The organism is Rhodoluna limnophila (genome assembly GCF_005845365.1).
Taxonomy (GTDB): domain Bacteria; phylum Actinomycetota; class Actinomycetes; order Actinomycetales; family Microbacteriaceae; genus Rhodoluna; species Rhodoluna limnophila.
In genome coordinates, this window is the sequence record NZ_CP040509.1 from 32093 (window position 1) to 58284 (window position 26192).

Annotated in this window: 24 protein-coding genes and 3 tRNA genes; 16 read left to right on the plus strand and 11 right to left on the minus strand. The window is 54.1% G+C overall.

Annotated elements, in window-relative coordinates; genetic code table 11:
- The 4 genes from FFA38_RS00160 to FFA38_RS00175 are packed head-to-tail and all read right to left on the minus strand — an operon-like array spanning window position 1 to window position 3185.
- Window positions 1–798, minus strand: a complete 798-nt coding sequence (locus tag FFA38_RS00160; RefSeq protein ID WP_138314968.1) for an FAD:protein FMN transferase — start codon at window positions 796–798, stop codon at window positions 1–3.
- Window positions 798–1190, minus strand: a complete 393-nt coding sequence (locus FFA38_RS00165) for an FMN-binding protein (protein WP_138314970.1) — start codon at window positions 1188–1190, stop codon at window positions 798–800. Before FFA38_RS00165 ends, FFA38_RS00160 begins: the two co-directional genes overlap by 1 nt.
- Window positions 1191–1200: 10 nt before the next feature.
- Entirely contained in the window at window positions 1201–1761 is a 561-nt protein-coding gene (locus FFA38_RS00170) for an FMN-binding protein (RefSeq protein WP_138314971.1), read from the minus strand.
- Window positions 1758–3185: a ferredoxin reductase family protein gene (locus FFA38_RS00175; protein WP_138274803.1), complete on the minus strand. Its 1428-nt coding sequence runs from the start codon at window positions 3183–3185 to the stop codon at window positions 1758–1760. The genes FFA38_RS00170 and FFA38_RS00175 overlap by 4 nt, the downstream gene beginning before the upstream one ends.
- 111 nt (window positions 3186–3296) lie before the next feature.
- On the opposite strand from FFA38_RS00175, the gene FFA38_RS00180 reads away from it, so the two are divergent.
- From FFA38_RS00180 to FFA38_RS00195, 4 genes are read left to right on the plus strand one after another with little or no spacing between them, the layout of a single operon-like run.
- Complete coding sequence (locus FFA38_RS00180) at window positions 3297–4907, plus strand: circularly permuted type 2 ATP-grasp protein (protein ID WP_138314973.1); 1611 nt, start codon at window positions 3297–3299, stop codon at window positions 4905–4907.
- Window positions 4900–5829 (plus strand): alpha-E domain-containing protein, encoded by a 930-nt coding sequence (locus FFA38_RS00185; protein ID WP_138274805.1) that lies wholly within the window; start codon window positions 4900–4902, stop codon window positions 5827–5829. Before FFA38_RS00180 ends, FFA38_RS00185 begins: the two co-directional genes overlap by 8 nt.
- A complete protein-coding gene (locus FFA38_RS00190; protein WP_138314975.1) occupies window positions 5826–6668 on the plus strand; it encodes a transglutaminase family protein in 843 nt (280 codons plus the stop codon). Before FFA38_RS00185 ends, FFA38_RS00190 begins: the two co-directional genes overlap by 4 nt.
- Window positions 6669–6677: 9 nt before the next feature.
- Entirely contained in the window at window positions 6678–7562 is an 885-nt protein-coding gene (locus tag FFA38_RS00195; protein ID WP_138314978.1) for an alpha/beta fold hydrolase, read from the plus strand.
- Window positions 7563–7587: 25 nt separating this feature from the next.
- On the opposite strand, the gene FFA38_RS00200 is transcribed toward FFA38_RS00195, so the two are convergent.
- Window positions 7588–7968 carry a GNAT family N-acetyltransferase gene (locus FFA38_RS00200; RefSeq protein ID WP_138274808.1) on the minus strand — a complete coding sequence of 127 codons (381 nt, stop codon included), beginning with the start codon at window positions 7966–7968 and terminating at the stop codon, window positions 7588–7590.
- 74 nt (window positions 7969–8042) lie between these two features.
- Between FFA38_RS00200 and FFA38_RS00205 the strand changes: the two genes are divergently transcribed.
- Entirely contained in the window at window positions 8043–8861 is an 819-nt protein-coding gene (locus FFA38_RS00205) for a DNA-methyltransferase (RefSeq protein ID WP_138315970.1), read from the plus strand.
- Here FFA38_RS00205 and FFA38_RS00210 read toward each other — a convergent pair.
- Together FFA38_RS00210 and FFA38_RS00215 are read right to left on the minus strand one after the other, a co-directional pair.
- Window positions 8797–10380: an ABC transporter permease gene (locus FFA38_RS00210; protein ID WP_138314980.1), complete on the minus strand. Its 1584-nt coding sequence runs from the start codon at window positions 10378–10380 to the stop codon at window positions 8797–8799. The genes FFA38_RS00205 and FFA38_RS00210 overlap by 65 nt on opposite strands.
- Before the next feature lie 15 nt (window positions 10381–10395).
- The gene (locus FFA38_RS00215; RefSeq protein WP_246777914.1) at window positions 10396–11406 is read right to left on the minus strand and encodes a thiamine ABC transporter substrate-binding protein; all 1011 of its coding nucleotides are present in this window, start codon (window positions 11404–11406) and stop codon (window positions 10396–10398) included.
- Window positions 11407–11577: 171 nt separating this feature from the next.
- Here FFA38_RS00215 and FFA38_RS00220 point away from each other — a divergent pair, with 171 nt between their 5' ends.
- Both FFA38_RS00220 and FFA38_RS00225 read left to right on the plus strand, forming a co-directional pair.
- The gene (locus FFA38_RS00220) at window positions 11578–12612 is read left to right on the plus strand and encodes a hypothetical protein (RefSeq protein WP_172955970.1); all 1035 of its coding nucleotides are present in this window, start codon (window positions 11578–11580) and stop codon (window positions 12610–12612) included.
- The gene (locus FFA38_RS00225; RefSeq protein ID WP_138314984.1) at window positions 12609–13070 is read left to right on the plus strand and encodes a hypothetical protein; all 462 of its coding nucleotides are present in this window, start codon (window positions 12609–12611) and stop codon (window positions 13068–13070) included. Before FFA38_RS00220 ends, FFA38_RS00225 begins: the two co-directional genes overlap by 4 nt.
- 16 nt (window positions 13071–13086) lie before the next feature.
- Here FFA38_RS00225 and FFA38_RS00230 read toward each other — a convergent pair whose 3' ends face one another.
- Window positions 13087–14766, minus strand: a complete 1680-nt coding sequence (locus tag FFA38_RS00230; RefSeq protein WP_138314986.1) for an MDR family MFS transporter — start codon at window positions 14764–14766, stop codon at window positions 13087–13089.
- Window positions 14767–15055: 289 nt separating this feature from the next.
- Here FFA38_RS00230 and FFA38_RS06870 point away from each other — a divergent pair, with 289 nt between their 5' ends.
- On the plus strand, window positions 15056–15628 hold the full coding sequence (locus FFA38_RS06870) for a M15 family metallopeptidase (protein WP_172955971.1): 573 nt from the start codon (window positions 15056–15058) through the stop codon (window positions 15626–15628).
- Window positions 15629–16048: 420 nt separating this feature from the next.
- Here FFA38_RS06870 and pgm read toward each other — a convergent pair whose 3' ends face one another.
- The gene (gene pgm / locus FFA38_RS00240; RefSeq protein WP_138314991.1) at window positions 16049–17671 is read right to left on the minus strand and encodes a phosphoglucomutase (alpha-D-glucose-1,6-bisphosphate-dependent); all 1623 of its coding nucleotides are present in this window, start codon (window positions 17669–17671) and stop codon (window positions 16049–16051) included.
- Between the two features lie 29 nt (window positions 17672–17700).
- Between pgm and pheA the strand changes: the two genes are divergently transcribed.
- Window positions 17701–18582 carry a prephenate dehydratase gene (gene pheA / locus FFA38_RS00245; RefSeq protein ID WP_138314993.1) on the plus strand — a complete coding sequence of 294 codons (882 nt, stop codon included), beginning with the start codon at window positions 17701–17703 and terminating at the stop codon, window positions 18580–18582.
- Here pheA and FFA38_RS00250 read toward each other — a convergent pair.
- Window positions 18572–19540 carry a diacylglycerol/lipid kinase family protein gene (locus FFA38_RS00250; RefSeq protein WP_138314995.1) on the minus strand — a complete coding sequence of 323 codons (969 nt, stop codon included), beginning with the start codon at window positions 19538–19540 and terminating at the stop codon, window positions 18572–18574. The genes pheA and FFA38_RS00250 overlap by 11 nt on opposite strands.
- A gap of 50 nt (window positions 19541–19590) precedes the next feature.
- Between FFA38_RS00250 and serS the strand changes: the two genes are divergently transcribed.
- The 7 genes from serS (at window position 19591) to FFA38_RS00285 (ending at window position 25224) form a co-directional block, all read left to right on the plus strand.
- A complete protein-coding gene (gene serS, locus FFA38_RS00255; RefSeq protein ID WP_138314997.1) occupies window positions 19591–20853 on the plus strand; it encodes a serine--tRNA ligase in 1263 nt (420 codons plus the stop codon).
- Window positions 20850–21695 (plus strand): HAD-IIB family hydrolase, encoded by an 846-nt coding sequence (locus FFA38_RS00260; protein ID WP_138314999.1) that lies wholly within the window; start codon window positions 20850–20852, stop codon window positions 21693–21695. Before serS ends, FFA38_RS00260 begins: the two co-directional genes overlap by 4 nt.
- Window positions 21696–21744: 49 nt before the next feature.
- Window positions 21745–21833 (plus strand) — tRNA-Ser (locus FFA38_RS00265).
- 94 nt (window positions 21834–21927) lie between these two features.
- Window positions 21928–23142, plus strand: a complete 1215-nt coding sequence (locus FFA38_RS00270) for an LCP family protein (RefSeq protein WP_138315001.1) — start codon at window positions 21928–21930, stop codon at window positions 23140–23142.
- A 77-nt stretch (window positions 23143–23219) separates the two neighbouring features.
- Window positions 23220–24881 carry a glycoside hydrolase family 13 protein gene (locus FFA38_RS00275; RefSeq protein WP_138315003.1) on the plus strand — a complete coding sequence of 554 codons (1662 nt, stop codon included), beginning with the start codon at window positions 23220–23222 and terminating at the stop codon, window positions 24879–24881.
- A gap of 55 nt (window positions 24882–24936) precedes the next feature.
- Window positions 24937–25031, plus strand: a tRNA-Ser gene (locus FFA38_RS00280).
- A 120-nt stretch (window positions 25032–25151) separates the two neighbouring features.
- Window positions 25152–25224 (plus strand) — tRNA-Arg (locus FFA38_RS00285).
- An 84-nt stretch (window positions 25225–25308) separates the two neighbouring features.
- Here the strand turns inward: FFA38_RS00285 and FFA38_RS00290 are convergent.
- Window positions 25309–26181, minus strand: coding sequence for a hypothetical protein (locus FFA38_RS00290; protein WP_138315005.1), 873 nt, complete (start codon window positions 26179–26181; stop codon window positions 25309–25311).
- Window positions 26182–26192: the final 11 nt, after the last annotated feature.

Sequence of the window (26192 nt, forward strand, 5' to 3'; positions counted from 1 at the left end):
TTAGTTTCCGCCGCTGGCCAACAGAGCCACAAATCCATCGGTGGCGGCTAACTCGCCATCGGGCAAAATAAAGATCGCTTCGATGCCGTCAACTTTATTAAGGTCGGCAATGGCTCTAGGGCCTTCGGCAAAAGCGGCGGTTGCCCAAATGTCTGCGGTGACTAAATCTTTGGCCACCACGCTAACCTGAAGCAACTCACGCGCCGGTGCTTTGCCCGAAGCCTTTGGGTTCCAGATGTGCTCGCCGCGTTCAGCTGATCCACTAGTTGCCAGCGCACGGTAATCGGTGTTGGCCAGGTCAATCACAGTTAGCACCCCAGCTTCTGGGCTGGCAATAGACACCGGTTTTGAAACACCGATGCGCCAGTCGCGCGCCTCGGTAACACCGTCGGCCAACCAAACGTCTCCGCCGGCGTTCATCGTAAAGTCATCGATTCCGGCGGCTACCAGCACAGATGCTGCTTCGGCAGCCGCCCAGGTTTTTACCAATCCGGATGGGTCAAAAGTATTTTGTGGAGTCATGGCGCTGAACCAGCCGTTGGTCACCTTTTCCCAGTGGTCACAGGCGTCCCAAATTTCGGCAACCACCGGGGGCAGTGAGGCCAGGTTGGTCTCGCCTCGGGCCAGGCGACTGATTGGTGACTCTGGTTTATAGGTACTGAAAGTCTCATCTGCCTGGTGCAAGACCCGGCAGGCCTCGGCCAATAACTCAGCCACTTGGGCTTCTGGCAACTCAGTTCGCCCCGCAAATCTGAAGGCAGTGCCCATACAGATTTCGGTGTGGTCAAAGGTGGTCATCACTGCAGCTTCGATAGCGCGCTAGCCAGCGCCTCTTGATAGGCATCGGTGCTAAAGGTTGCTCCAGAGGCATTACCAAAGTCTGCGCTCTGGGCTTTAAGTGCAGCTGCGTTCAAGACCGGAAAAACCGCGTCATAACCATCGGTAGCGGTGGCGACTACCTCGTTGATGCTTTCGATTTGACCATCGGTAGCCGTAATTTCTAGCTGAACCTCACCGTATCGGTACGTAATTGTGTCACCGGTTACGGTCTGCGTTGTGGTTGTGCCGTCGGCTGAGTCGCTGCCCAATTCTGGGTTCAGGATGGCGTTGATGCCAAAGCCTCCGCCGAGGCTAACTGCAGCCAGTGCGACTAACCCGCCAGCCCAGTTTCTTTTGGGTGCGACTGCCAAGAGTGGTTGATCAAAATTTAGCAAGAGCTGACTCCACTGCTTTTTTGAAGGCGTTTGTTGTGTAGGTGGCATTTGAGATGTTGCCAAAGTTGCTGCCATTTGCCTTGATGGCTGCGGCTACCAAACTCGGGAAAGCCTTGTCGCGACCATCTGATGACTCAGCCCGAAGCAGTTTGATCGTGGTGATCACATCACCCTTTTTAACCACCTCAACCTGAACAAATCCGTAACCCTTACCCACGTCAATGACATCGCCGGTCTTGGTCACCGATGCTGTGCTGGTCGTGCCGCCGGTACCTGCGTTGGTGGTGGCAGAAGGCGCCGGAGTGCTTGTAGTTGTACCCGAAGCCTGGCCGGTTGCGGCTGGCTCCTTTGCTGCTGCTGACTCGCTGGCCGTAGGGGTTGGCTCGGCCATGATCTGACTTGAGGCCGCGCCATCAGGGTTGGTTGATTCGGTCGCGCTAGGTTCAGCAAAGTTAAAGCCGGTCTCGGCAGTTAGGCCAATTTGATAGCTGGCTGCAAATAGGCCAAGACTCACCAAGCCAAGCGTTGATTTCGTTGCGGTTCTCACCAGGAGTACTCCTCTGCGTGAATATTCTCTTCTGGGGTGCCGGAGCGAATAACGGACTTTCTTACAATCTTGGTCCAAGCCTCAGGGCCACAAACATAGACGTCAGAATCTGAGACCCAAGGTGCCATGACGGTTAGGCGGGCTTGATCCGGAAGACCATCGGTGTCGTGGTTCATCCAAGAGCCATCTTTGCCGCGTGGGCCGGTAAGCACGTGCAACTGAAAGCCGCGACGTCGTGCAATTACCCGCACCTCTCCAAGCAGCGCTGCATCTTCATCGCTGCGCACTCGATAAATTATGGTGATGTCTCCTGGGCGGGCAGCCATTGATTCGGCAAGCGCGCGAACCGGTGGAATACCAATTCCAGAGGCAATCAAAACCACCTTTTCTTTGGTGCGGCGTTCTTCGGTAAACACTCCGTATGGGCCTTCGACCATCACGCGGGTGCCAGGCTTTAGCTTCTGCAGCGCAGCCGTGTCGTCACCTCGGTTGCCGATGGTGAAGCGCATGAACTGGTTGTTCGGTGCCGCTGAGATTGAGAATGGGTGAGGTCTCCACCACTGCTTTGGGGTCAGCAAACGCAGCATGTAAAACTGGCCGGCTTGCCCACCAAGTTGTTCGATGTTTTTGCCGGTGATGTACAAAGAGGTTGCGTCACTCGACTCTGCCACGACAGCCTGAACGCTCAGGTTCATTTTGAAGCCACGGATAATCGGGGCGAGCACGCGGTACCAGATCAGGTTCACTGCAACGAATAGGTACAGGGTTACCCAAAAAATGGTTTGAACCGGTTTGCCGGCAATGTCGGTGCCGGAGGTAAAGATGTGAGGCACCGCCAATAGAACTGACGCGTAAGACATCACGTGAACGATGTACCAGGCTTCGTAGCTCATTTTTCGGCGTGCAAAATTGAGCGAAGTAACGACCACCAAGATCATCAGAGCCAAGGCCAAGCTAGCGGTAAGCATGTCTGGAACATCGGTAATTAGGTAGGTCAACTCGGCAATTAGTGTGCGCCCATCGGTGATGGCCATGCCAATCAGTGATGCCAAAAAGTGGGCCACGATGAAGTACAGAACCGGTTTACCCAAACGCTTGTGGGCCAGGGTTGCCTTGTCGTGTCCGTAAAACTTGTCGATCCAAGGCACTCGTGCCACCAACAACATGTGAATCAAAAGCAGGTCGGTGCCGATAAGTGCGGTTAGTCGGCTGGCGGCATCGAGCGCTGAGGGAACATCGGTGATGTCTTTTAGTCCACCGGCAGCCAAAAACATAACAATGACCGCAACCACGCTGGCCCAGGCAATACCCTCGATGATGTCTTGGGCACGCTTGAGGCGCAAATACTTGCGCACACCCAAACGGACTTTACCGTTGGGTTTCACGAGCTGCAGGTCTTTGAACATGCTTCTAATCTGACGCATGAATCTGGAAGTTTCCTGAATGAAGGCTGTAAGCGACCTCGGAGATTAAGTGTTTCACGAACGACCCACTCTCGAAACACTCGCGCAACAACCGCTGGCTAATTTTTGAGCATGGGAGATCTATTCGAGAAATATCCCGTTGCGGTGCAAACCGATTCGGGGGATGGACGCGCGGGCAAGTTACCGGCGTTTGATGAAATGTTTGCGTCTGCTGGGCAGGTGCGGCCGAGTTACAAAAAGATTCACGAGACCCTGGCCTCGATGACTCAGGATGAACTGCGGGGCCGAACCAACGCCCTGGCTGATTCTTACCTGGCCCAAGGTGTGACCTTCGACTTTGCCGGCGAGGAGCGCCCGTTTCCGCTCGATGCTGTTCCGCGAGTAATCGACAAGAACGAGTGGAACTCACTCGAGGCCGGAATCAAGCAGCGAGTCAAAGTCCTCGAGGCTTTTCTAGCCGACATCTACGGCCCGCAAAACGCCATCCGTGACGGGGTTATACCCGCTGCACTTGTTGCATCATCGGCCCACTATCACCGCGCTGCCCACGGAATTGACCCGGCAAACGGTGTGCGCATTCAGGTCAGCGGCATTGACCTCGTGCGTGACGAGTATGGAGCCTGGCGCGTGCTCGAAGACAATGTGCGCGTGCCCTCTGGTGTCTCTTACGTGATTTCAAACCGCCGCGTGATGGCGCAGACGCTGCCCGAGATTTTTCAACAGATGCGTATTCAGCCGGTTGGTGAATATCCAAATAAGCTGCTCGCGGCCCTTAGGGCCTCAGCGCCATCGGGGGTTGAAGACCCGGTGGTTGTAGTGCTCACTCCCGGTGTTTACAACAGCGCCTACTTTGAGCACACCTTGCTTGCTCGACTCATGGGTCTTGAGCTGGTCGAGGGCCGCGACTTATTCTGCTCGGGTGGCAAGGTTTACATGCGCACCACCGGGGGTGCTCGCCGAGTAGACGTTATCTATCGCCGCGTGGATGACGAGTTCTTGGACCCACTGGCCTTTCGAGCGGACTCAGTGCTTGGGCCGCCAGGTTTGCTGACCGCTGCGCGACTGGGCAACGTGACCCTGGCAAACGCAGTTGGCAATGGTGTTGCCGACGACAAGTTGGTTTACACCTACATGCCAGACCTCACCAAGTACTACCTTGGCGAGGATCCAATCATCGAAAACGTACAGACCTGGAGACTGGAAGAGAGAGACAGTCTCGAGGAAGTGCTGGATCGATTGGATGAACTGGTTGTCAAACCGGTTGATGGATCGGGTGGCAAGGGATTGGTGGTTGGCCCGCGAGCCAGCGCCAAAGAACTTGCGGATCTTCGCAAACGATTGATTCGTGACCCACGCGGATGGATTGCCCAGCCGGTGATTCAGCTGTCAACTATTCCAACGTTGGTCGACCAGGGTTTGCGCCCTCGTCACGCAGACCTTCGACCATTTGCTGTCAACGACGGCAACGATGTTTGGGTTTTGCCTGGTGGCCTGACCCGCGTAGCGCTCCCCGAAGGAGAGCTAGTTGTTAATTCATCTCAGGGTGGTGGTTCAAAGGACACCTGGGTCGTCGGTGTAGACAGGCCCAACGACATCCGGGCACTCAACACCAACTCACATGTTTCATCTGTAGTTGCCGGCCAGACTTCTGGCGATTCGGGATTCTCGCGTCAACAGGAACAGCAGCAGCAGTCCAATCAGGAGGCGCAGAACAATGCTTAGTCGAATCGCAGAATCATTATTTTGGATTGGTCGCTACGTAGAGCGCGCCGATGGCACCGCACGCCTGCTTGACGTGCACCTGCAGCTTTTGCTCGAAGACCCGTGGGTTGATGAAGACACCGCTTGCCGATCGCTGCTGAAGGTTATCGGGGCAAATGCCGAGTACCCGCATCAGTTGACCCGCCAGGATTTGCTGAACATTCTGTCGGTAGATCGTGGTGAAAGCAGCTCAATTGCGTCTTCGCTAACCGCCGCCCGTGAGAATGCTCGACGGGTGCGCGAGATTGTCTCTACCGAACTCTGGGAGTGCCTCAACACCACTCGATCAAGAATGCCCCGCAAGGTTTCTATCGACCGCGCGCACGACTTTTTTGGTTGGGTGCGTGAGCGTACTGCGCTCGCCGTAGGCATCGTCGAAAGCTCGACTTCGCGCGACGAGGCATGGACCTTCTTTACCCTTGGCCGCTCACTCGAGCGCGTGGACATGACCGCCCGCTTGCTGGCTACCTCAGAATTGACTGAGGCTAGCGGCCCATCTTGGACCACAATTCTCCGCAGTTGCGGTGCCTACGAGGCATACCTGCGAACCTATCGCGGTGTTCCTTCGGCCACCAACGCCGCTGAGTTTCTGCTGCTTGACCGCATCTTCCCTCGGTCGGTTGCCTTTGCGCTGGCGCGAGCCGAAAAGTGCCTGAGTGACTTGGCTCCTAGTTCTGACCGAGTGGGTGTCAGTGACGTTGCGCTCCGTCAGGTTGGCCAGCTCAGAAACAACCTCGAGTACCGTTCGGCACCAGACATCCTGGCAAACCTCACTCAAGAGATGCTCGAACTGCAGCGCGGGGTTGGCGAAATTTCTGAGTCAATCCGGTCACGTTACTTTCCGGTCAACGTGATGCCAACTTGGAACGGAGAGGTATCTTGAGTCGATATCGTATTGTTCACACCACCGGCTTTAAGTACCAGGGTGAAGTTGTGGCTTCATATAATGAGGCTCGGTTGCTGCCAATCCGCGATGAATCGCAGTTGGTATTTAGTGCCAAGCTTCAAATTCACCCCGATGGTGCCGCGCACGAATACCTGGACTATTTCAAAACCCGTGCGGTCATGTTTGAGGTGCTCGAGCCCCACACCGAGTTGAATATCACCGCCACCTCGGTGGTCGAGCTTCGCCCAACCGTAGAACCAATTCCCGGACTCAATTGGTCCGACCTCGCAATGGAAATTGTCAGTTCGCTCGAGCTAACCGATGCCGTTGGTCAGACCAAACGTACTCAGCCGGCCAATGATCTGGTGAAGTTTGCCAAGAAACTTGCCACCACCCACACTCCGCACGAAACCGCGCTGGCCATTTGCCACAAGGTGTTTCAAGACATGACCTACATGCACGGCGTGACCGGGGTGCACTCGATTGCTAGTGATGCCTGGTCAGAAAAAATCGGTGTTTGCCAAGATTTTGCTCACATCACCTTGGGGGCGATGCGAGCAGTGGGTATTCCGGCCAGATACGTAAGCGGTTATCTGCACCCTTCCACAGATCCAAAAATCGGCGAGAAGGTAGTGGGTGAGTCGCACGCCTGGGTTGAGTGGTGGGCCGGGTCATGGTTTGCCTTCGACCCAACCAATGACATCGATGTAAACACTCGGCACGTGGTGGTTGGGCGCGGTCGTGATTACGACGATGTTCCGCCTTTGCGAGGAGTTTTTGCCGGGCCGTTCAACTCAGAGTTGTTCGTTAGCGTGGAGATCACCAAAGAGGCGTAATCTGTCGCTATGACTGAATTGCCGATCGTACGCAGCTTCAAAGACGCCCAGGGTATCGAGATCACGTTTTATGAGTGGCCGGTAGCAAACCCAAAGGCATCAGTGCAAATAGTGCACGGATTAGGTGAGCACGCCCGCCGCTACGACCACGTGGCGGCTGCGCTGAATCGCGAGGGCTACAGCGTTTATGCTGACGACCACCGCGGTCACGGCCAGACCGGGCTTCGAATGACGGCCGAGGGAATCACAAAAAAGCAGGGCAACCTTGGCCCTGGCGGTATGGCGGCAGTCTTTGCTGGTGTTCGTCAGCTCAGCCACATCATCGTTGGTGAAAACCCCGAAGAGCCTCTGGTTATGTTTGGCCACAGTTGGGGCTCACTGATTGCCCAGCGCATTTTCAATAATTACAGCGATGAATATGACGCCCTAATTCTTAGCGGATCCACCCTTGCGGTTCCGGGAATCTTGCCAAGCTCAGGTTTCAACAAGAAGTGGGATGCCACTCCAAATAAGACCGGCTACGAGTGGTTGAGTCGCGACCCTGAGGTTGGTCGGGCATTCTTGGCCGATCCAAAGAATTTCCCAGAGAGCGCCCTTCAGGTCTTTGGTGTTCCAAACACCTTGCAGTTGCTGGGTGTACCGAGCAAAAACATCGATAGCCATGTTCCGATTCTGCTCATCGCCGGCTCGGATGATCCGCTTGGTGGCGAGCGAGGCAACAAGCTTCTGCTCAATGCTTATCGCCGATCAGGGGTCAAGGACATCGAGGCAATTATTTACCACGATGGCCGCCACGAGATGGTGAACGAGACTAACAAGGCCGGGGTGCTAGCCGACATCGTTGCTTGGATCAACGATCGGATGTTGCCGACCGAGCACCTCGACGAGGTCTAAACCAAAAGGCGTAAAACTCGGCCAATTACTCGGGCTTCTTGAGTCCTAGCTTTTCGCTGGCCTTTGCCACATTCGGCAGTCGGCAGGCGGCTGCTGCTTCTTCGATTGGGTTAAGCAGTAGGTCTTGGGTCTCAGGGTGGCGCTCCATGTATCGCACCACGTAAGAGCAAACCGGAACAATCTTTGCCTTGCCCGCAGCGCGAACATCGGCGATGGCCTCGCGCATCAAAATTGCTGCAAGATTCTTGCCCTGCTGGGCTGGGTCAACCTCGGTGTGCACAAAGTGAATCTCTCCCGGCATCATGCTGTAGTCGGCATGACCCACTTTGTTGCCCTCGAGCCAAATCTCGTAGCGGTGCAACTCGGTGTTGTGAATAACCTCTGGGTTCAATGCTTCAGCGCTCATGCTGTTAACCTCTTTCTGTGCCGGCAAATAAAAACAAGCTCTTCTTCGGAGATAACCTCTCTGTGCTGAAGTCTATGCCCGACGAATCGGTACAGCTTATTTACATCGATCCGCCATTCAACACCGGCCGCACTCAATCTCGCGGCGGCAACTCCACCCGCCGAAGTGAGACCGGCAGTCGAGTTGGTTTCAAGGGTCAGCGCTACGAAATTGTTCGGTCAACCGTGCTGTCTTATGACGATGAATTTGCCGATTACTGGGGCTTTCTTGAACCCCGATTAGAAGAGGCATGGCGCCTGCTAAATGAGACTGGCACTCTCTATTTGCACTTGGATTACCGAGAGTCGCACTACGCCAAAGTTTTGCTCGATGCTCTGTTTGGCAGAGAGTCATTTTTGAACGAAATTATCTGGGCTTACGACTATGGCGCAAAGTCGACCAAGCGTTGGCCTGCTAAGCACGACACCATCCTGGTTTATGTCAAAGACCCTGCCCAGTACTTCTTTAACTCAGCTGAGGTTGACCGCGAGCCATACATGGCACCCGGGCTAGTCACCCCCGAAAAAGCCGAACTTGGCAAACTGCCCACCGATGTTTGGTGGCACACCATTGTTTCGCCGACCGGTAAAGAGAAGACCGGTTACCCAACGCAGAAGCCATTGGGTATTTTGCGTCGAGTAATTCAGGCATCGTCAAAACCGGGAGATGTTGTTCTGGACTTTTTTGCTGGCTCGGGAACCACCGGTGCCGCCGCAGCATCGCTAGACCGAAACTTTATTTTGGTTGATCAAAACCCTGAGAGTATTGAGGTCATAACTCAGCGCATGGCTAAGGCTGGCGTTGAGTTTGATTTGATCCGCGCACGCTCACCAAAAAAACCAGCAGCAAAGTAAGCGCAATCAAAATGGCACAGACCGCCATTGCCATTCCGTAATTCACAGCACCTGGTCGCGAAATTAGTGAGTAGAGAATTGTCGGCAGAGTTGCCTGGTTTCCATATGCCAGCAATGATGCAGCGCCAAACTCACCGATAGAAACCACAGCCGCGTATCCTGTTGCCGTGGCCAAAACGCCGCGAATCATCGGCGCTTCAATTTGCCACCAGATTTGCCCAGCAGAGGCGCCCTCGGTTTCGGCCGCTTCACGATGCTCCGAACCGATTGAAAGCAGCGCTGGGTAAACCAGGCGAATCACCAGGGGCAGAGCCATCAGTGCTTGAACCAGTGGCACAACTAGCCAGCTGGAACGAAGCGGCAGGGGTCCGCCGCCAAAGGTAACCAGGTAACCAAACCCGAGCACCACCGATGAGACTCCCATCGGAAGCAGGAACAGGGCATCAAGCGTGCGGTTTGAAAGTTTGGCAATTTTTGTGAGAGCTGGTCTAGACAGCAGGTAGGCAACCAGTGTGCCCAGAGCAACCGAAATTACAGTTGCAATTGCGGCATTTCGCAGGCTGTTGACTGCTGCGTTCAGCACAGTGATGTTGAGCAAATCGCGCTCACCGCGGGTACTCAAATTCTCAAAATTTTGCATACTCAAAACGCCGTCAAAGCTGAATGATTTGGAAATCACCTGAGCAATCGGCCAGCCGATTAATCCCACGATAATTGCGCCGGTCACAACCACGGCCAACCAATCCCGCTTGTCTACTCTCGGCTTGTTTCCGCCTTCGTCTACCTGCTCAATGCCGACTGTTCCCTTTGTGATTCGGTCGCTGACGATGAAGGCCATCGCAGTTAGCAGGGTTTGAAATATGGCCAGAGCCGATGCCTTTGGAAGGTCAAGGTACTGAAGTGCGGCAATGCTAATTTCAGTTTCAATCGACTGAACCAGGCCGCCGCCGAGCACCAAAACAATTCCGTAGCTCGAAGCGCAGAACAAAAATGTTAGAGCCCCTGCCGACACCAGGGCCGGTTTAAGTTGTGGAAGTGAGATTGACCACAGCGTGCGCAGGCGGCCGGCACCCGCGATTGCCGCTGCCTCCTCGGTCTCGACATCCATGGTTGCCCAAACGCCACCGAGAGTTCTGACGGTGATCGAGTAGTTGATGAATATGTGGGCCAAAATAATCAGCCAAATTGCCGGTAGGTCTCTGAAGCTGGTGAATGCAATAGCCACCACGATGGTCGGCAGAACCAGCGGAACGGTGACCAGTGCCCGGATGAATTTTTGGCCTGGAAATGACTTTCGATACAGCAGGTAGGCGCCTGGAATCCCAAGGACCAGGCATAGCAGTGTTGAAACTAGCGCCTGCCAAACCGTGAACCAAATAGCCCGCAGGCTGCTGGGTTCAGAAAAGGTTTCAATCCACTCGCTGGTGAATCCGGTTTGCAAAATGTTGGTCAGCGGCCAGTAGAACAGCACCCCCACAAAGAGTAGGGGCGCTGCCCACAGTGCTGACCTTTTGATCATGCAATCAATCTACGGTTAGTTGTTGCCGAAGATAGCTGACCATTTGACCAACCAGCCCATGCGGTTGGCTGCGATGTTTAGGTCTCCACCAACGGTGTTGGTTGCGGCCGGAGCAAACTGTGCCCAGGCTTCTGGCAAGGCAATACCCTCAGTCACCGGGTAGACATACATACTGTCTGGCAGCGCAGTTTGGAATGACTGACCAAGCATGAAGTCGATAAATTTCTGTGCACCGACTACGTTCTTTGCACCCTTGAGAACGGCTGCATACTCCCACTGTCTAAAGCAGCCATCCATGATTGAGGCGGTCTGGCTCTGGCCGTTGTCGCGTATTTCGAAGGCTGGTGATGATGAGTAGCTCAAGACAATTGGGTAGGCGCCCTGGCCGCTTGAGCCTGAGAAGTCAGTGAAGTAAGCGTCTTCCCAGCCCGATGCAATTTTGACTTTGTTTGCCTGCAGGTCAGACCAGTATTGCTCCCAGCCTGCCTCTCCAAAGGTTGCCACCGTGGCGGTTAGAAATGCCAAACCGGGTGACGAAGTACTTGGGTTGGTGAGTACGGTTAAGCCCTTGTATTCAGGCTTGGTTAGGTCGGCAAGTTTGGTCGGAGGCGTTAGGCCCTGATCAGCAAACCAAGCTTTGTCGTAGTTCAAGCAAACGTCGGCGTAGTCAATTTCGCGCAACGGGTTTTCGGCGTAGTCACCGGTGGTGTCAAAAATTTCAGCTTCGATAGCTGCTGGCGCAAAGGTGTTGTCGATGCCGTAGACCAGGTCGCCAATCGGGGCATCTTTGGTCAAAACCAGTTTGTTGGTCATCTCGCCGGCATCGCCCGCTTTTACTTGGGTAACGGTAATGCCGGTTTCAGCCTTGAACTCTGCCAATAGCTCTTCGGTAAAGACCGCTGAGTCGTGGGTCACGATGGTCAGTTCATTGGTTGAGGTTGGTCCGGTTGCGGCTGAGCATCCGGTTAGTGAAGTTGCTGCGATAAGACCGGCAACGGTCATGGTGATGATGTGTTTGATTTGCACTTTCGTGCCCTCCTGAAATAGATAGGGCACGGGTTAGAGGTCCTCCCTGCGCTGGCATTACCCAGATCAGGTTCGACGGTCGAAGACTACGGAGTCTTCCTCTCAGTCCGGTGTTACCGAACTCCCGTGTGTTTCAAGAATAAGCGTCCCCTTTATGATTGGGAAATGATCTTGGGGAAATTAAATAAAGCAATTCTTGCGTCGGTCCTTGGTTTCGGGTTCTCGATTGTGCCAATCCAAAACACCTCACCTACAGTGGCGCATGCTTCGACGAGTGATGCATGGTTGCAAGCTGAACGCAGCGGGTCCGAAGTTCGACTTACTTGGTGGGTTGCTGATGGTGAGTCACAGGTTGAAATACTGAGGGCTGGACAGTTGATTTTTACAGGCACAGGAGACGGTTTTCTTCAGGATCGCACTGAAGTGTCAGGTGTAGAAAAGTATGAGATGGTCGTCACCTCTGAACAACCCACCTCAATGCAGAATTCAAATCCCACTGGAGATGAATCCACTTCCGAAATTTATGAAAATTTGAACATTGTCGGCGTAGAAATTGGATCGTCTGCCGAATCAATAATGAGCTCGGAATCAGCAGTTGCTAGCCCATTGGGTAATGCAACGACGCTGAGGTATCAGACGTTTATCCCGGCACAATACATGAAAGCCCCGCTCGCTGGCTGTCAATACAGTGGGGCTTACGATTATTACAAGGGTGACAATCGTTCATTTTCAACAAGTTCAACCGCGAGCTTTAGAACTAGATTTGACGTTTCAGTTACATGGGCATCCAGTGCACTTAGTAGTTTGAAGACAGTCGGACGCACCCACGTTTATCGGTTAGTTAATGGTTCCTATTTGCCCATCGACGATGACATTGCTTCAAAAGAGTCCATGGTTATGACTCCAATAAGCACAACCCAAACTAAGGCAGTATTCCGCTTTCGGCAAGATGTAGGAAATCCTTTTTGCGCCTCGAACGGAATATTCTTTGACTTGACCGCAACGATTTATAGGTCAGGCAGTTATTCCCTAAAGGGCACGCGATTGAGAGTGCCAAATCATGAGATTTACATAAAGGATTCAGACGAATCTGCCTGGACAATCATTCTTAGAGATCCCTATTTAGATTTTGCTGGTTGCTTGACACCCGTTTTGTCAGGTGTAATTGGCTGCGAGGTAGATACCTACGAGTGGGGAACCCGATGAATAAACAGCCAAACGGCATCCGGTCGAAATTATTTAGGGCATCTCGGCAAATGCTGGTTATTTGTGTTGGAGGTTTTGCCGTTTCCGCATTAGCGGCTTGGCTAGTGCTCGTTGCGGGGGCGTTGGTTCGCGCCCATGCACCAGAGTCAGCGTGGAACCCATTCACTCCGGCGACATTGTTGCTGCAAGCAGCTGAGGCCTCAGTGCAGGCAGGTCGACCCTCGGTAGCGCTTCTGCTAATCACCTTGGGCCTAATTGCTGCTCGGAATGGCACCAAAGGTTTGAACATCGCAGTTGCTGTTTCTGCTGCTTCTACCCTGATTTCATTTCTTGTAACGACACTAATTTTCAAGTCAGAGCCTTACCTGATTTTCGCATTCACTGCCCTTACCTACTGGGCTCTTTGCGGCGTTCTAGTTCTCTGGATTTCAAAAAAGGTTTTCGCAAAACTACGCTAGTTTGCTCACTCTACGCCTAGTGCATGCTGGAGAGTTTTGCTTCAGCTGCAGCGTCATCATCTGCGGCGGCGGCGAAGCCCGCTTTGTCGCGCAGCGGGATCTCTTTGACAAAAAGAGTAAGCACAAACGCGATGGCAATAATCGCAGCGGCCGATGTAAACACTACCGTTGATGACTCAACAAATGCCTGCTGAATCGGGTGGGCAATCTCTGGTGAGATTGTGTTCAAGAATGATGAGTCTGTGTTCACCAATTCACCTAGTCCACCCGGACCGGCTTCAGTCAAAATCTGATTCTCCGGCAGGTTTAGCAATTCAGGTTTTGCTTTCAGGGCTGCCGCAATCTGTTCGCCAATCCAGGTTGCTTTGTCGCTAAGCGCCGCAAATAGCAGCGAAATGAATACGGCAACACCCAGGGTTCCACCCATTTGTCTGAAGAAGGTTGCTGACGATGTGGCAACACCGATGTCTCGTGGGCCCACTGAGTTTTGTGCTGCGATGGTGAGCGTCTGCATTAGCTGGCCGAGGCCTAGACCTAGGAACACCATGCCGACTGAGATCTGCCAGATCTCCCACTCGATAGTCATCATCGAGAAATAAACGTATGACGCAGCCATCAGGCCGGTTCCGCCAATCAAGAAGCCCTTGTACTTGCCGGTTTTGCCGGTGATGATTCCAGAGCCCATCGATGCGGTCATCATTCCAATAGTCATTGGAATCATCAGTAGACCCGCTTCGGTCGGCGAAGCGCCCTTGGCAATCTGAAGTAGAAGTGGAATGGTCATCATTCCGCCGAACATTCCAACACCAACAATCACACCGATGATGGTGCTCATGCTGAAGGTTGATGACTTGAACAAGCTGAGTGGAAGCAGGGCATCGGTGCCCATTTTGCGCTCAACGAGAATGAACGCGATGATGCCGACTACACCGGTGGCATACATGCTGATCGATAGGCTGCTGGTCCAACCCCACTCGCGGCCCTGTTCGGCAACGAGAAGCAGTGGCACCACAGCCATGATGATTGTTGCTGCACCCCACCAGTCGATGCGCGATTTGCGAGCGGTGTGAGGGACGTGCAGAAATGACACGACCATCAGCATGGCCACGACACCGATTGGCAGGTTGATCAAGAAGATCCAGCGCCAACCATCAATAAAGATGAACTGATTCATGTCTGCGAACAACCCACCGATTAGTGGGCCGAGCACCGATGAGGTGCCGAACACTGCCATGAATGCACCCTGGTAGCGGGCGCGTTCGCGCGGCGGAACGATGTCGGCGAGGATGGTCAGCGAGAGGGTAAAAAGGCCTCCGGCGCCGACACCCTGTAGTGCTCGCCAAGCTGCAAGTTCAAACATCGATGCTGAGAATGCGGCTGCAACCGAGCCGACCACAAAGATTGTGATGGCTGCGATGAATAGTCGGCGACGGCCGAAGATGTCGCCGAGTTTGCCGTAGATCGGTGTGGTGATTGTTGATGTGATGAGGTACGCAGTGGTTGCCCAGGCCTGAAGTTCAAGACCCTGAAGGTCATCGGCAATGGTTCGCATTGCGCTGCCGACTACGCTCTGGTCGAGTGCCGAAAGGAACATTCCTGACATCAAGCCGGCCAGTACCAACATGATCTGTCGGTGAGTCATGACTCCGGTTTTTGCTGATTCTGCGGCGGCGGCTTTGCGCTCGGCACGTGCCATAAAGGGGCATCGCTTTCTAAAGAAAAGTAGGCTTGGGACTGTGTTAAAGCCTAAGCCTCGATTTTGGAAACTTTTTCTAAGTACGCCAATCATTTTGAGCACGGTGCTATTCCAATTTGCCGGAAGTGCTGCTGAGACACCTGCGCCCGAGCCATCAAGTTCGGCATCGCCAACCGATTCAGCTAGTCCTTCGGCCTCACCAACCCCATCGGTTTCGCCTAGTCCTTCGGTTTCTCCGACACCTACGACTTCTCCGAGCCCAACGGTATCCGCCAGCCCGCTCTTCAACATGAGGTTGCACCCAACGGCAAAAGCAGAGTCACTATGGGTTGTGGTCAACAAAAAGCGGCGATTGAATCCGGTGGCCTATGGGCCCGTTCTGCACTCGAAGATTAATCTTGCACCGCCGGCGGCTAGCGCATTTTGGGCTCTGAAGGCAGAGCTTCAGCGTCGCGGATTGGGCACGCTTTGCCTCAATAGCGGTTACCGCAGTTATGGTTCGCAAAAGAGCATTCACTCGGCCAGGGTGGCAGCGCTTGGAAAAATAGCCGGCGAAAATCTAGCTGCTCGGCCTGGTCACAGTGAACACCAAACCGGCTTGGCCGCAGATGTTTCGATTACTTCACTCGGATGCCGCATCGGAAATTTTGGTTCCACTGATGCTTATAAATGGATTGCTGCCAACGGGCATAAGTACGGATTTATCGTGCGGTATCCGTGGAAGTTGACTGACGTTACCGGCTACGTATGGGAGCCTTGGCACTTGCGATTTGTTGGCAAAGAGTTGGCGACTGAAATGAAGAATCGAAAGATCAAGACTCTAGAGCAGTTCTTCAGTTTGCCGTCTGCTCCAAGTTACTAATTCTGGGGTTTGGCGTGGGCTCGGGCTTGGGCGTCGGCTTGGGCCTGTGGCCAGAGGTGTACTGACCTCGCTGGCGTTCAGCAAACCCCTCCATTTTTGACCAAATTGAGCACCTTCGCCCCCTTCAACCGGCTCAATTCCGACCAATTTTGCATAGTCAAAAAGCTGGGGGATGTCGCAGATTCGATGGCCGAAGGCCGGGGTTAATCTCGGCGGTTGTCACGGATGAACTGGCTAAAAGCCGGGCCCAAACCTGGCGTATGTGAGATTTCTGGATAGGCAAAATTGGGGAATTTTGGGCAGGTTTAAAGCGCTGAACCTACTCAGAATCTCTGAATCTGAATAGGTTCAGCGAATGGTTTGGGTAGGTATAGGCCGCTCAAATTTGAGAATTCGGCCGGATTAAAAAATACGAACTAACTAACCGAGAACACCATCAACGAGGGCTTTTGCCTCAACCTGAACCTGCTTGAGGTGCTCAGCCCCCTTGAACGATTCACCGTAAATCTTGTACACATTTTCAGTACCAGATGGGCGGGCAGCAAACCAAGCGTTCTCAGTCTCGACCTTTAAACCACCGAGAGCTGCACCGTTGCCAGGTGCGTGAGTCAAAATCGCAGTGATTTTTTCGCCAGCCAATTCACTTGCGGTAACGGCCTCGGCAGACAATTTGCCCAACTTGGCCTTCTGCTCAAGAGTTGCCGGTGCATCGATGCGCTCATAGGCTGGCGCGCCGAACTTGTCGGTCAATTCGGCGTATCGCTGCGATGGCGTCTTGCCGGTAACCGCGGTAATTTCGCTGGCCAGCAGCGCCAAAATCAAACCGTCTTTATCGGTCGACCAAGCTTTTCCGTCGAGGCGTAAGAACGAAGCGCCGGCAGATTCTTCACCACCGAAACCAACTGATCCATCAATCAATCCCGGTACAAACCACTTGAAGCCCACCGGGACTTCAATCAGCTTTCTACCAAGGTCGGCAACAACGCGGTTGATGATCGACGATGAAACCATGGTCTTGCCCACGGCGGCCGATGATGACCAACCCGGACGGTTTTGGTACAGGTAATCGATGCAAACCGCCAAAAAGTGGTTTGGGTTCATCAGTCCGGCATCGCGAGTCACAATTCCGTGGCGGTCCGCATCGGCGTCGTTTCCGGTTGAAATATCGAAGTTGGTGCGGCCCTCAATCAAACCGGCCATGGCGTGCGGCGAGCTGCAGTCCATACGAATCTTGCCGTCCCAGTCCAGGTTCATAAAACCAAACTGAAAATCAACATTCGGGTTCACCACGGTTAGGTTCAAACCGTAGCGCTCACCAATCGCGCCCCAGTAATCCACTGACGCACCACCCATTGGGTCGGCACCAATCGAAACCTGCGAGTCACGGATTGCATCCATGTTCAAAACCTGGCCGAGTTGCGAGATGTAGTTCTCGCGGAAGTTGAAGCCTTCTGCAGCAGGCTTGGCGCGCTTTACCTCACGAAGCCCACCCAAGATAATTTCGTTGGCGCGAGCAGCAATCCAGTTGGTTGCGTCAGAGTCAGCAGGGCCTCCGTGAGGTGGGTTGTATTTGAAACCACCATCTGTTGGCGGGTTGTGGCTAGGGGTAATTACCAGTCCATCGGCAAGCGAAGGATCATCGAGTGACTTGCCCAAGTTGTGATTGATGATGGCCACCGAAACCGCTGGCGTTGGAACGTAGCGCTCTTCAGCATCAATCAGAGTCGGCACACCATTACCTGCCAACACCTCAAGTGCGGTGACTTCAGCAGGCCCCGAAAGCGCGTGAGTGTCTTTACCCACATAAATCGGACCCTGGATGTTCTGCCCGCGACGGTACTCGACAATAGCCTGCGTGATTGCAGCAATGTGATCTTCGTTGAACGAGCCGTTTAGTGATGTTCCGCGGTGACCTGAGGTGCCGAAAGTCACCTTTTGTTCAGCGGTAGTTACATCGGGGTGAATTTCAAAGTACGCATCAATCAACTTGCTGATGTCAACTAGATCTGATGCCTGTGCCTTCTGGCCTGCTCGTTCGCTCATGAAACTATTTTGGTGGCTAACCTAGTCTCATGGCATCACAGGCAAATAACTCTTTTGATTCGCACACCTACGCGTACCTAGGTCCAATCGGCACATTTACCGAAATGGCCCTCGCACAGGTGCCTGAAGCCAAGGGTGAAGAGTGGTTGCCAGTTGCCCACGTGCAAGAGGCAATTGACCACGTAATCTCGGGGCGGGCGTTTCGCGCAATCATCCCGGTTGAAAATTCCACCGATGGCGGCGTAACCGCAACCCTCGATGCCCTCGCTGCCACCGACAACATCCACATTTACGGTGAGTATTTGGTGCCGGTCACTTTCAACTTGGTAGCCAAGCCGGGTGTGGGGCTAGCCGAGATCAAGACCGTCTCAACCCACCCGGTCGCCTACGCGCAGACCCGCAAGTGGTTGTTCGAGAAACTCCCGCACCACACCTACGTGCCGGCCAGCTCTACCGCTGCTGCCGCCGCCGCGCTGCTAGATGAGAATGCCGTGGCCGATGCCGCGATTGCCGCGCCAAGCATCACCGGTCACTATCAACTCGAGACCCTGGCCGAGGACATCGGTGTTCACAAGCACGCCGAAACCCGCTTCTTGCAAATTGGCCTAGAGGCAACCGAAGACAACGAGCACGCCGCGCCGCCGCGCACCGGGCACGACAAAACATCGGTGATTGTGGAATTGCCAGATGACCACCCGGGTGCACTGCTTGAGATTCTGCAGCAATTTGCCTCGCGCGGAATCAACCTGACCCGCATAGAAAGCCGCCCGGTTGGCGACCGCCTCGGGCGCTACCGATTCAACCTCGATGCTGAAGGTCACATCGATGACCCAGAGATGGCAGCGGCGCTCGCCGGATTGAGCCAGCTCAGCGCAAACGTTGTGTTCTTAGGCTCGTACCCTAAAGCCTGATAGTCACCGCACGAGGTTGAACTTCAAACTCAACCTCTAAGACAACTCCCATTGCGTCACCATCAAGCTGGATGAAGACTGGGTTATCAGGCGTGACACGAATCTTTTTGCCGTTTAGGTTCTCGAGCGTTTTTACATCTGCCGTGGCATCAATCAAGTGGCGCAACTGGCGGTTTTCGCGCAGTGAATTAATCCAAGTTACGCGACCCCAAAAATCAATCCAGTTCCAGAACCGGCGCGGCCCAACTGCTGCAACATCCAGCAACCCGTCATCCAGGCTGGCATCGGGCATCAGGGTAATTCGGCCGGGCAACCAACCAGCATTTCCAATAATCAGCGACACTACTTTTAGTCGGCGTGGTTCACGATTATCAACCGCCACCAGCATCCGCTCAAAGAGTGTCGGCAGAGCTCTCAGACCGCCCTCAACATAAGCCACCCAACCAATTGCACGCTTCAGCTTTGGGTCGGTTTTCTGCATGATTTTTGCATCAAGGCCTACGCCAGCCATGACCGAAAATACCTTCTCGGCTCGAATGCCATCTTCAAAAATAATTCGCGCCAAACCCAGATCAATCGGGTGCCGGTTGCCGACCAATCCACGCTTCACGGCCGTGGTCAAATCGCTGAGGTCAATGCTCAGATTTCGGGCCAAAACATTGCCCGTACCCGCCGGCAAAATACCCAACGTCACTCGGTCGCTCAGTCCGTTGAGCGTGATGGCTTCGACCACTTCACGAACCGTTCCGTCTCCTCCGCCAACCAAGATGTGGGTCGCGTTCTGTGCAATAGCTCGCAACGCTTGGGCGCCACCGCGCTCGGTCGCTGAGGTTGGCAGCCAAAGCGTCGGCTCCCAGCCAAGTGGCAACAGGGTCAAATTCACAGCAGCAGAAAGTTTGCGCCGGTTTATTTTGCCCGGATAGTAGATCACCGCCGCGCGGTTTTTCTTTGCTGCCATGCCATCAGCCTAACCAAGCCCAAGCAGCAAGCAAGCGGTAACCTTGAAGGGTGATTGACCTAAACCTGCTTAGAGAAAACCCGGATGCCGTTAAGGCCTCGCAGCGTGCCCGCGGAAACGATGAGTCGCTCGTTGATCAAGCCGTTGCCGCTGACGCAAATTGGCGCAAGCACCTGCAGGAGTTTGAAGCTCTGAGGGCCGAGCAAAACGCGGCAGCCAAACTGGTTGGTTCAGCGTCAAAAGAAGACCGCCCGGCGCTCATCGCAGCCGGTCAGGTTTTGGCCGAAAAGGTTAAGGCCGCCAACGAGATTGCCAACGCAGCCCAGGCCACCCTCGATGCCATCATCTGGAAAATCGAGAACGTTGTAATCGAAGGCATTCCTTCTGGCGGCGAAGAAAACTTCACCGTAATTAAAGAGGTCGGCACCAAAGCAGCTTTTGATTTTGAACCGCGTGACCACGTTGCGCTGGGTGAACTTCTGGACATCATCGACATCGAGCGCGGTGTCAAAGTATCGGGCTCACGCTTTTACTTTCTGAAGGGTTGGGGCGCCCGACTAGAACTTGCCATGATGAACATGGCTCTAGATCTAGCTGCCAAAAACAACTTCACCGCTCTAGTTACGCCAACGCTGGTTCGCCCAGAGGTAATGGCCGGCACTGGTTTCTTGGGTGAGCACGCCGACGAGATTTACTACCTTCCTGCGGATGACCTTTACCTGACCGGCACCTCAGAGGTTGCCCTAGCTGGTTACCACCGCGATGAAATCATCGACCTATCAAATGGCCCGTTGCGCTACGCCGGATGGAGCACCTGCTACCGTCGCGAAGCAGGCTCGGCTGGCCGAGACACCCGCGGCATTTTGCGCGTCCACCAGTTCAACAAGCTCGAAATGTTCAGCTACATCAAACCTGAAGATGCCGAGCAGGAGCACCTCAACTTGCTGGCCTTCGAAGAAGCCATGCTGCAGGCCTGCGAGTTGTCGTACCGAGTAATTGACACTGCTGCCGGCGACCTTGGTTCATCTGCTGCCCGCAAGTATGACTCTGAGGCATGGGTGCCAAGCCAGCAGACATACCGAGAGCTAACCTCAAGCTCAAACTGCACTACTTATCAGGCCCGCCGCCTCAATGTTCGATATCGCGATGAGAACGGCAAGACCCAGACCGCTGCCACTTTGAACGGAACCTTGGCAACCACTCGTTGGTTGGTTGCAATTCTCGAAACCCACCAGCAGGCTGACGGTTCGGTTCGAATTCCAGCAGCACTGCGCCCTTACCTTGGTGGCCAAGAATTCATCTCTCCTAAATGACCAAAGCAACCGGCAACGATCGCTGGCTGATCGGCATTGACATCGATGGCACGCTTGTGCACGACGACGGCTTTTTGTCGCCGGTCGTGGTTGAGCAGGTTCAGCGGGTTCGCGAACTGGGTCACGAGGTAATTGTTGCCACTGGCCGAAGTGCGGCCAATGCCATTCCGGTGGTTCGCGATGTGGGCATTCAGCATGGCGTCAGCATTTGTTCAAACGGTGCGGTGACGGTAGAAGTTGACCCTGCCCATGAACGGGGCTTCACTACCCGTGAGGTCATTACCTTTGAGCCGGCAGAGGTTTTGCGCGAACTGATCGAGCACCTGCCCGACGCTCATTTTGCCGTTGAGGACATCGATGGCAGTTACCGTTTTCACCGCCCATTCCCGGCCTATGCCCTTGGGGACCTAAACCACGAGACTCCGCTCGAAGACTTGATGGCTCACCCGGTAAGTCGCATTGTAGTTTTGTCACCAAACCATGAGGTCGATGAGTTCACCGCGCTAATTTCGAAGGTCGGCTTGCAGTCGGTTTCGTACGCCATCGGTTACAGCGCTTGGCTAGACATTGCCCCAGCTGGGGTCAATAAGGCCTCGGCGCTTGAGGTGCAGCGCGCTGCTCTTGGAATCAACCCAGCTCAGGTCATCACAATTGGCGATGGTCATAATGACGTCGAGATGTTTGAATGGGCCCGCGAGGGCGGCGGTTTGGCGTTTGCTATGGGCCAGGCGCCAGAAGCCGTAAAGGCTCGAGCCACCGCGGTTACAGCGGCGGTTGAAGACAATGGCGTGGCTCAGGTGCTCGCAGGATTCGAAGGAATCTTGTTCAGCCGCGAGGCCTAAAAAACTTTCTTTAGACAACCCTGCGTTTTTCAGGTAAAGTTGTCCGTACGGAAGCGTGCCGGAGCGGCCGAACGGAACAGTCTTGAAAACTGTCGTCGTTAATAGCGACCGTGGGTTCAAATCCCACCGCTTCCTCCAGTAAAACCCTCGAGTCTCTCGAGGGTTTTTCTTTACCTGTTAATTTCCTTGGAGCCCTGTCTATCTTGGGCCAGTCAACTTAAACTAGAAGTTCATGAAAAAGCCAGAACTCTTCGCGCGCCACGGGCGCATCCGTGTGCAATCAAAAGCCAGCGCATTCTGGGGTTTGTTCTTTAAGGCTGTCGGTATGCTAACCGGCGTGGCCGTTGCCATTACCGGTATCTCCATATGGGAGATCAGCAACACCATCAAGAACAATGGCATTGAAATTGCCGGCGCCACCGCCTTGACCCAAGCTGACCTCGACGGCCCAATCAACATGCTTTTGGTTGGAAGTGACACCCGCGAAGGCCAGGGTGGCGGCTACGGTAACGACACATCGGTGTTGGCGGACGTAATCATCTTGCTTCACATTTCAGCTGACCGTAAAAATGCGGTTGCCTTGAGTTTTCCGCGCGACCTGCTAGTACCTTGGCCTGCTTGCCCAAGCACCTCAAACCCGCCGGGCCCTGGTTACCTAGCGCAAAGCCTTGGCCAAATTAATGCCACGATTGCTAACGGCGGCCCAGGCTGCACGCTGTTGACCGTTGAGCAGCTAACCGGTGTCGACATTCCTTACCTGGCCATGATCGACTTCAAGGGTGTAATCGAGATGTCAAACGCCATCGGTGGTGTTGATGTTTGTGTTGCCGAGGAAATCAGTGACCCATACACCCAGACCTACCTTCAGCCTGGTGAATACACGCTTTCTGGCAAGGATGCTCTGCAGTTCTTGCGCACCCGTCACGGTGTTGGTGATGGCTCTGACCTCAGCCGCATTAGCAACCAGCAGAGCTTCTTGACCTCTTTGGTTCGCAAGGTCAAGAGCCAGGGCGTGTTGTCTAACCCGGTTTACCTTTACTCATTGGCCAGTGCCGCGGCTCGAAACATGCAGTTGAGTGAGAGCCTGACTGACGTCAACGTAATGGTGGCTTTGGCCAGTGCGCTCAAAGATGTTGAGCTAGACAAAATCACGTTCCTTCAGGTGCCTAGCCGCGGTGGCCTGCCAAAGCCTTACTCAGGTCGCGTTGCGCCTATTTACGAGCAGGCCAATGTCCTGTTCAGCAAGATCGCCAACGATGAGCCACTTCTTGTAAGCGGTTCCAACACCGGTAGCGGTTCTGTGGTTGCCAGCCCGGCACCGTCGTCATCGGCAAGTGCCAGCCCAAGCCCAAGTGCTTCAAGCTCGGCAAGCCCAAGTGCTTCGGCCGAGGTATTGCCGGACTGGGCCCGCGGTACTAACGCTGCTGTCACAACCTGCTCTGGCTAACCTACATTTCTGCAAGCGCTAGGCATGGTTAGATTAAGTACTTTTATCAAAGCTCTTTTTGAACCCGAGGTAGAACTATGGCTGAACACACTTTCTTGCGCGGACCTAAAGACTGGTGGCGTCAAGCTGTCGTTTACCAGATCTACCCACGCAGCTATGCCGATAACAATGGCGACGGCATCGGTGACCTAAAAGGAATCACCAGCCGCGTTCCTTACCTAAAAGAGCTCGGCGTTGACGCTGTTTGGTTGAGCCCGTTCTACCCTTCAGAACTTGCTGACGGTGGTTACGACGTTGCTGACTACCGCAACATCGACCCTCGCATCGGAACCCTCGAAGAGTTCGACGAGATGCTTGAAGCGTTGCACGCAGTCGGCATCCGTGTCTTTGTCGACGTAGTGCCAAACCACTCATCAGACCAGCACGAATGGTTCCAGGCTGCCCTCAAGGCGCCTAAGGGTTCACCTGAGCGTGACCGCTACATCTTCCGCGACGGAAAAGGTGAGAACGGCGAGATCCGTCCGTCAGAGTTGGCCAGCCACTTTGGCCCAACCGGCTGGACTCGAATCACCGAGCCAGATGGCACTCCAGGCCAGTGGTACATGCACTTGTTTGCCAAAGAGCAGCCAGACTTCAACTGGGACAACCAAGAGGTCCGCGACGACTTCATCAAAACCATGCGTTTCTGGTCTGACCGTGGCGTCGACGGTTACCGCATCGATGTTGCTCACGCCTTGGTCAAGAACCTCAAAGACGGCCACCTGCCTGCCCGCACCAGCTTTGATCTTTCAGCCATGAAAAATGACGGCACTGATGACCTCTTTGACCGTGATGAAGTTCACGAGATTTACAAGTCATGGCGCCAGGTTTACAACGAATACGACCCGCCGCGCGTAGCTGTTGCTGAGGCCTGGGTTCACGCCAACCGTCGTGCCGCATACGCCAGCGAAGAGGGCCTAGGTCAGTCATTCAGCTTCGACCTAGCTTTCGAGCCTTGGAATGCCAAGAAGTTCCACGACACCATTGCTTACAACCTGGATGCATCTGCCAAGACTGGTTCTTCTAACACCTGGGTTTTCTCAAACCACGACGTCATTCGCCACGCAACTCGTTTTGGTCTAGACGCCGAGTCTCTGAGCAACCTGCCTAAGTGGTTCCGTTCAGCAGATCGCGAATCAAAGATCAACAAGCCGCTAGGTTTGGCCCGCGCGCGCGCTGCAACCATGCTGATTTTGGCTCTACCGGGCTCGACATACCTGTACCAGGGTGAAGAGCTGGGTCTGCAAGAGCCATTGAACATTCCTTCGGACCAGATGCAAGACCCGCAGTGGTTCCGCAGCGAGGGTTCAATTAGCCGCGATGGCTGCCGTGTTCCGATGCCTTGGACCTCAACCGGTTCATCATTTGGCTTTGGCCCTGGCGGTGCGCACCTGCCGCAGCCTGAGTGGTTTAAAGACGTAAACGTTCAGAAGCAAGATGGCGTTGCCGGCTCAACCCTTGAGCTTTACCGCACCGCACTGATGCTTCGCAAGGGTCTAGTCTGTGCTGAAAAGTTGACCTGGAACAAGCACTGGTTCAACTCAAACGTGCTCGACTTTACTCGTCCAAACGGCTGGCGTTCGGTTACCAACTTCGGCAACCGCTCGATCAAGCTGCCTAAGGGCAAGGTCTTGCTGAGCAGCGGGCCTCTAGATGGCAACCGCCTGCCTGGCAACACCACCGTTTGGCTGCAGGGCTAGTTTTAGCCTGGGGTTTCGGTCCGGTTTAGTTTTCGACTAAACTAGACCAGTCCGTGGAGTTGTCGCATAGCCCGGTCGAGTGCGCCCGCCTGCTAAGTGGGTAGGGAGGTTAAATCTCCCTCGAGGGTTCAAATCCCTCCAACTCCGCCACGGATGATCTAACAGGCCTTTAGCAAGCCTGGGGTTTACAAGCGTCGCTAGACCACGTAAACTATCAAAGTTGCCTAGGCAACACCAACTAGTAATGCAGCAGGTTTTTAGCCTGCAAATGCGTTTGTAGCTCAACGGATAGAGCATCTGACTACGGATCAGAAGGTTGGGGGTTCGAGTCCCTCCAAGCGCACTGAAATGGCGCGGTTCTCACGACCGCGTCATTTTTTTATGCCCAGGATTCCGTTTAGATTCCGTTCCGCTTAAAATTGAGCGGCTACTTCCTGCGTGGGAATTCCCTCAATAACCAATCCCCCAAAAGGCCTGGATCATGCGCTGGGTCAGATATTTTTGGGAAAATCTCAAAAATTGTCTTCTCGGCGGCGCCAAATCGTGCAATACTTTTTGATGAAGAACGGTTCTTCCCTTCGCCTTTTAGGCCTACGGATGAATCGGGGCCAGAACCCATTGCTGCGGCAGGTTGTGGCCCCTTCTTTTTTAACTTCATGCCTAGAGATGCGTCGATTACTTCACAGTTATTGATGAAGGGGCGCACCCAGTCAATCTCATCCATAGCTACATAGCGTCGCATCGCCCACCCTGCTAAGTCAGGCCCCCACAGAAGCTTTTCTGCGCTTGGGCTGCCAGGGAACACTCGGAGGTTTCTAGGAATCAATCCATCCCTCGACGCTCTAGAAAAGAGCGCTGCATCGGCGTTCCTGGTCTTGTTGTCTTCCCTGCGTTCGTAGACAACTAAATTGCAACCCATACTAGAGAGCCTGCTGACAATTTGAACTAAACACTCTCTTCGGGCGTGTTCTAAATCATCATCCTCGATTTCAACTTGAACCGAAACAACCAACTCAGATTCATGGTTAGCGAGAACAGCAATGAAGTCCTTGATTTTTTCCGTCTCGCCGTTCTTATACATTTCCGTTGTATGCCAACGATGGCCGCCCACGATACTGAAGTAGTCATCGCGAAAGTCGATCAAATCCTCAACATCAAGAATCGTCGCGGTTACCGTATAAAAAGGGAATTCCTCGTCACGATTTGAACGATAGCTCTCATCGATGAACCCAACTAGACCACGATGACGGGCGTATAAGCTCTGCAACATTTCTTGCAGGCGGCGAGCTTCAGGATGCATTACTTGAGTCT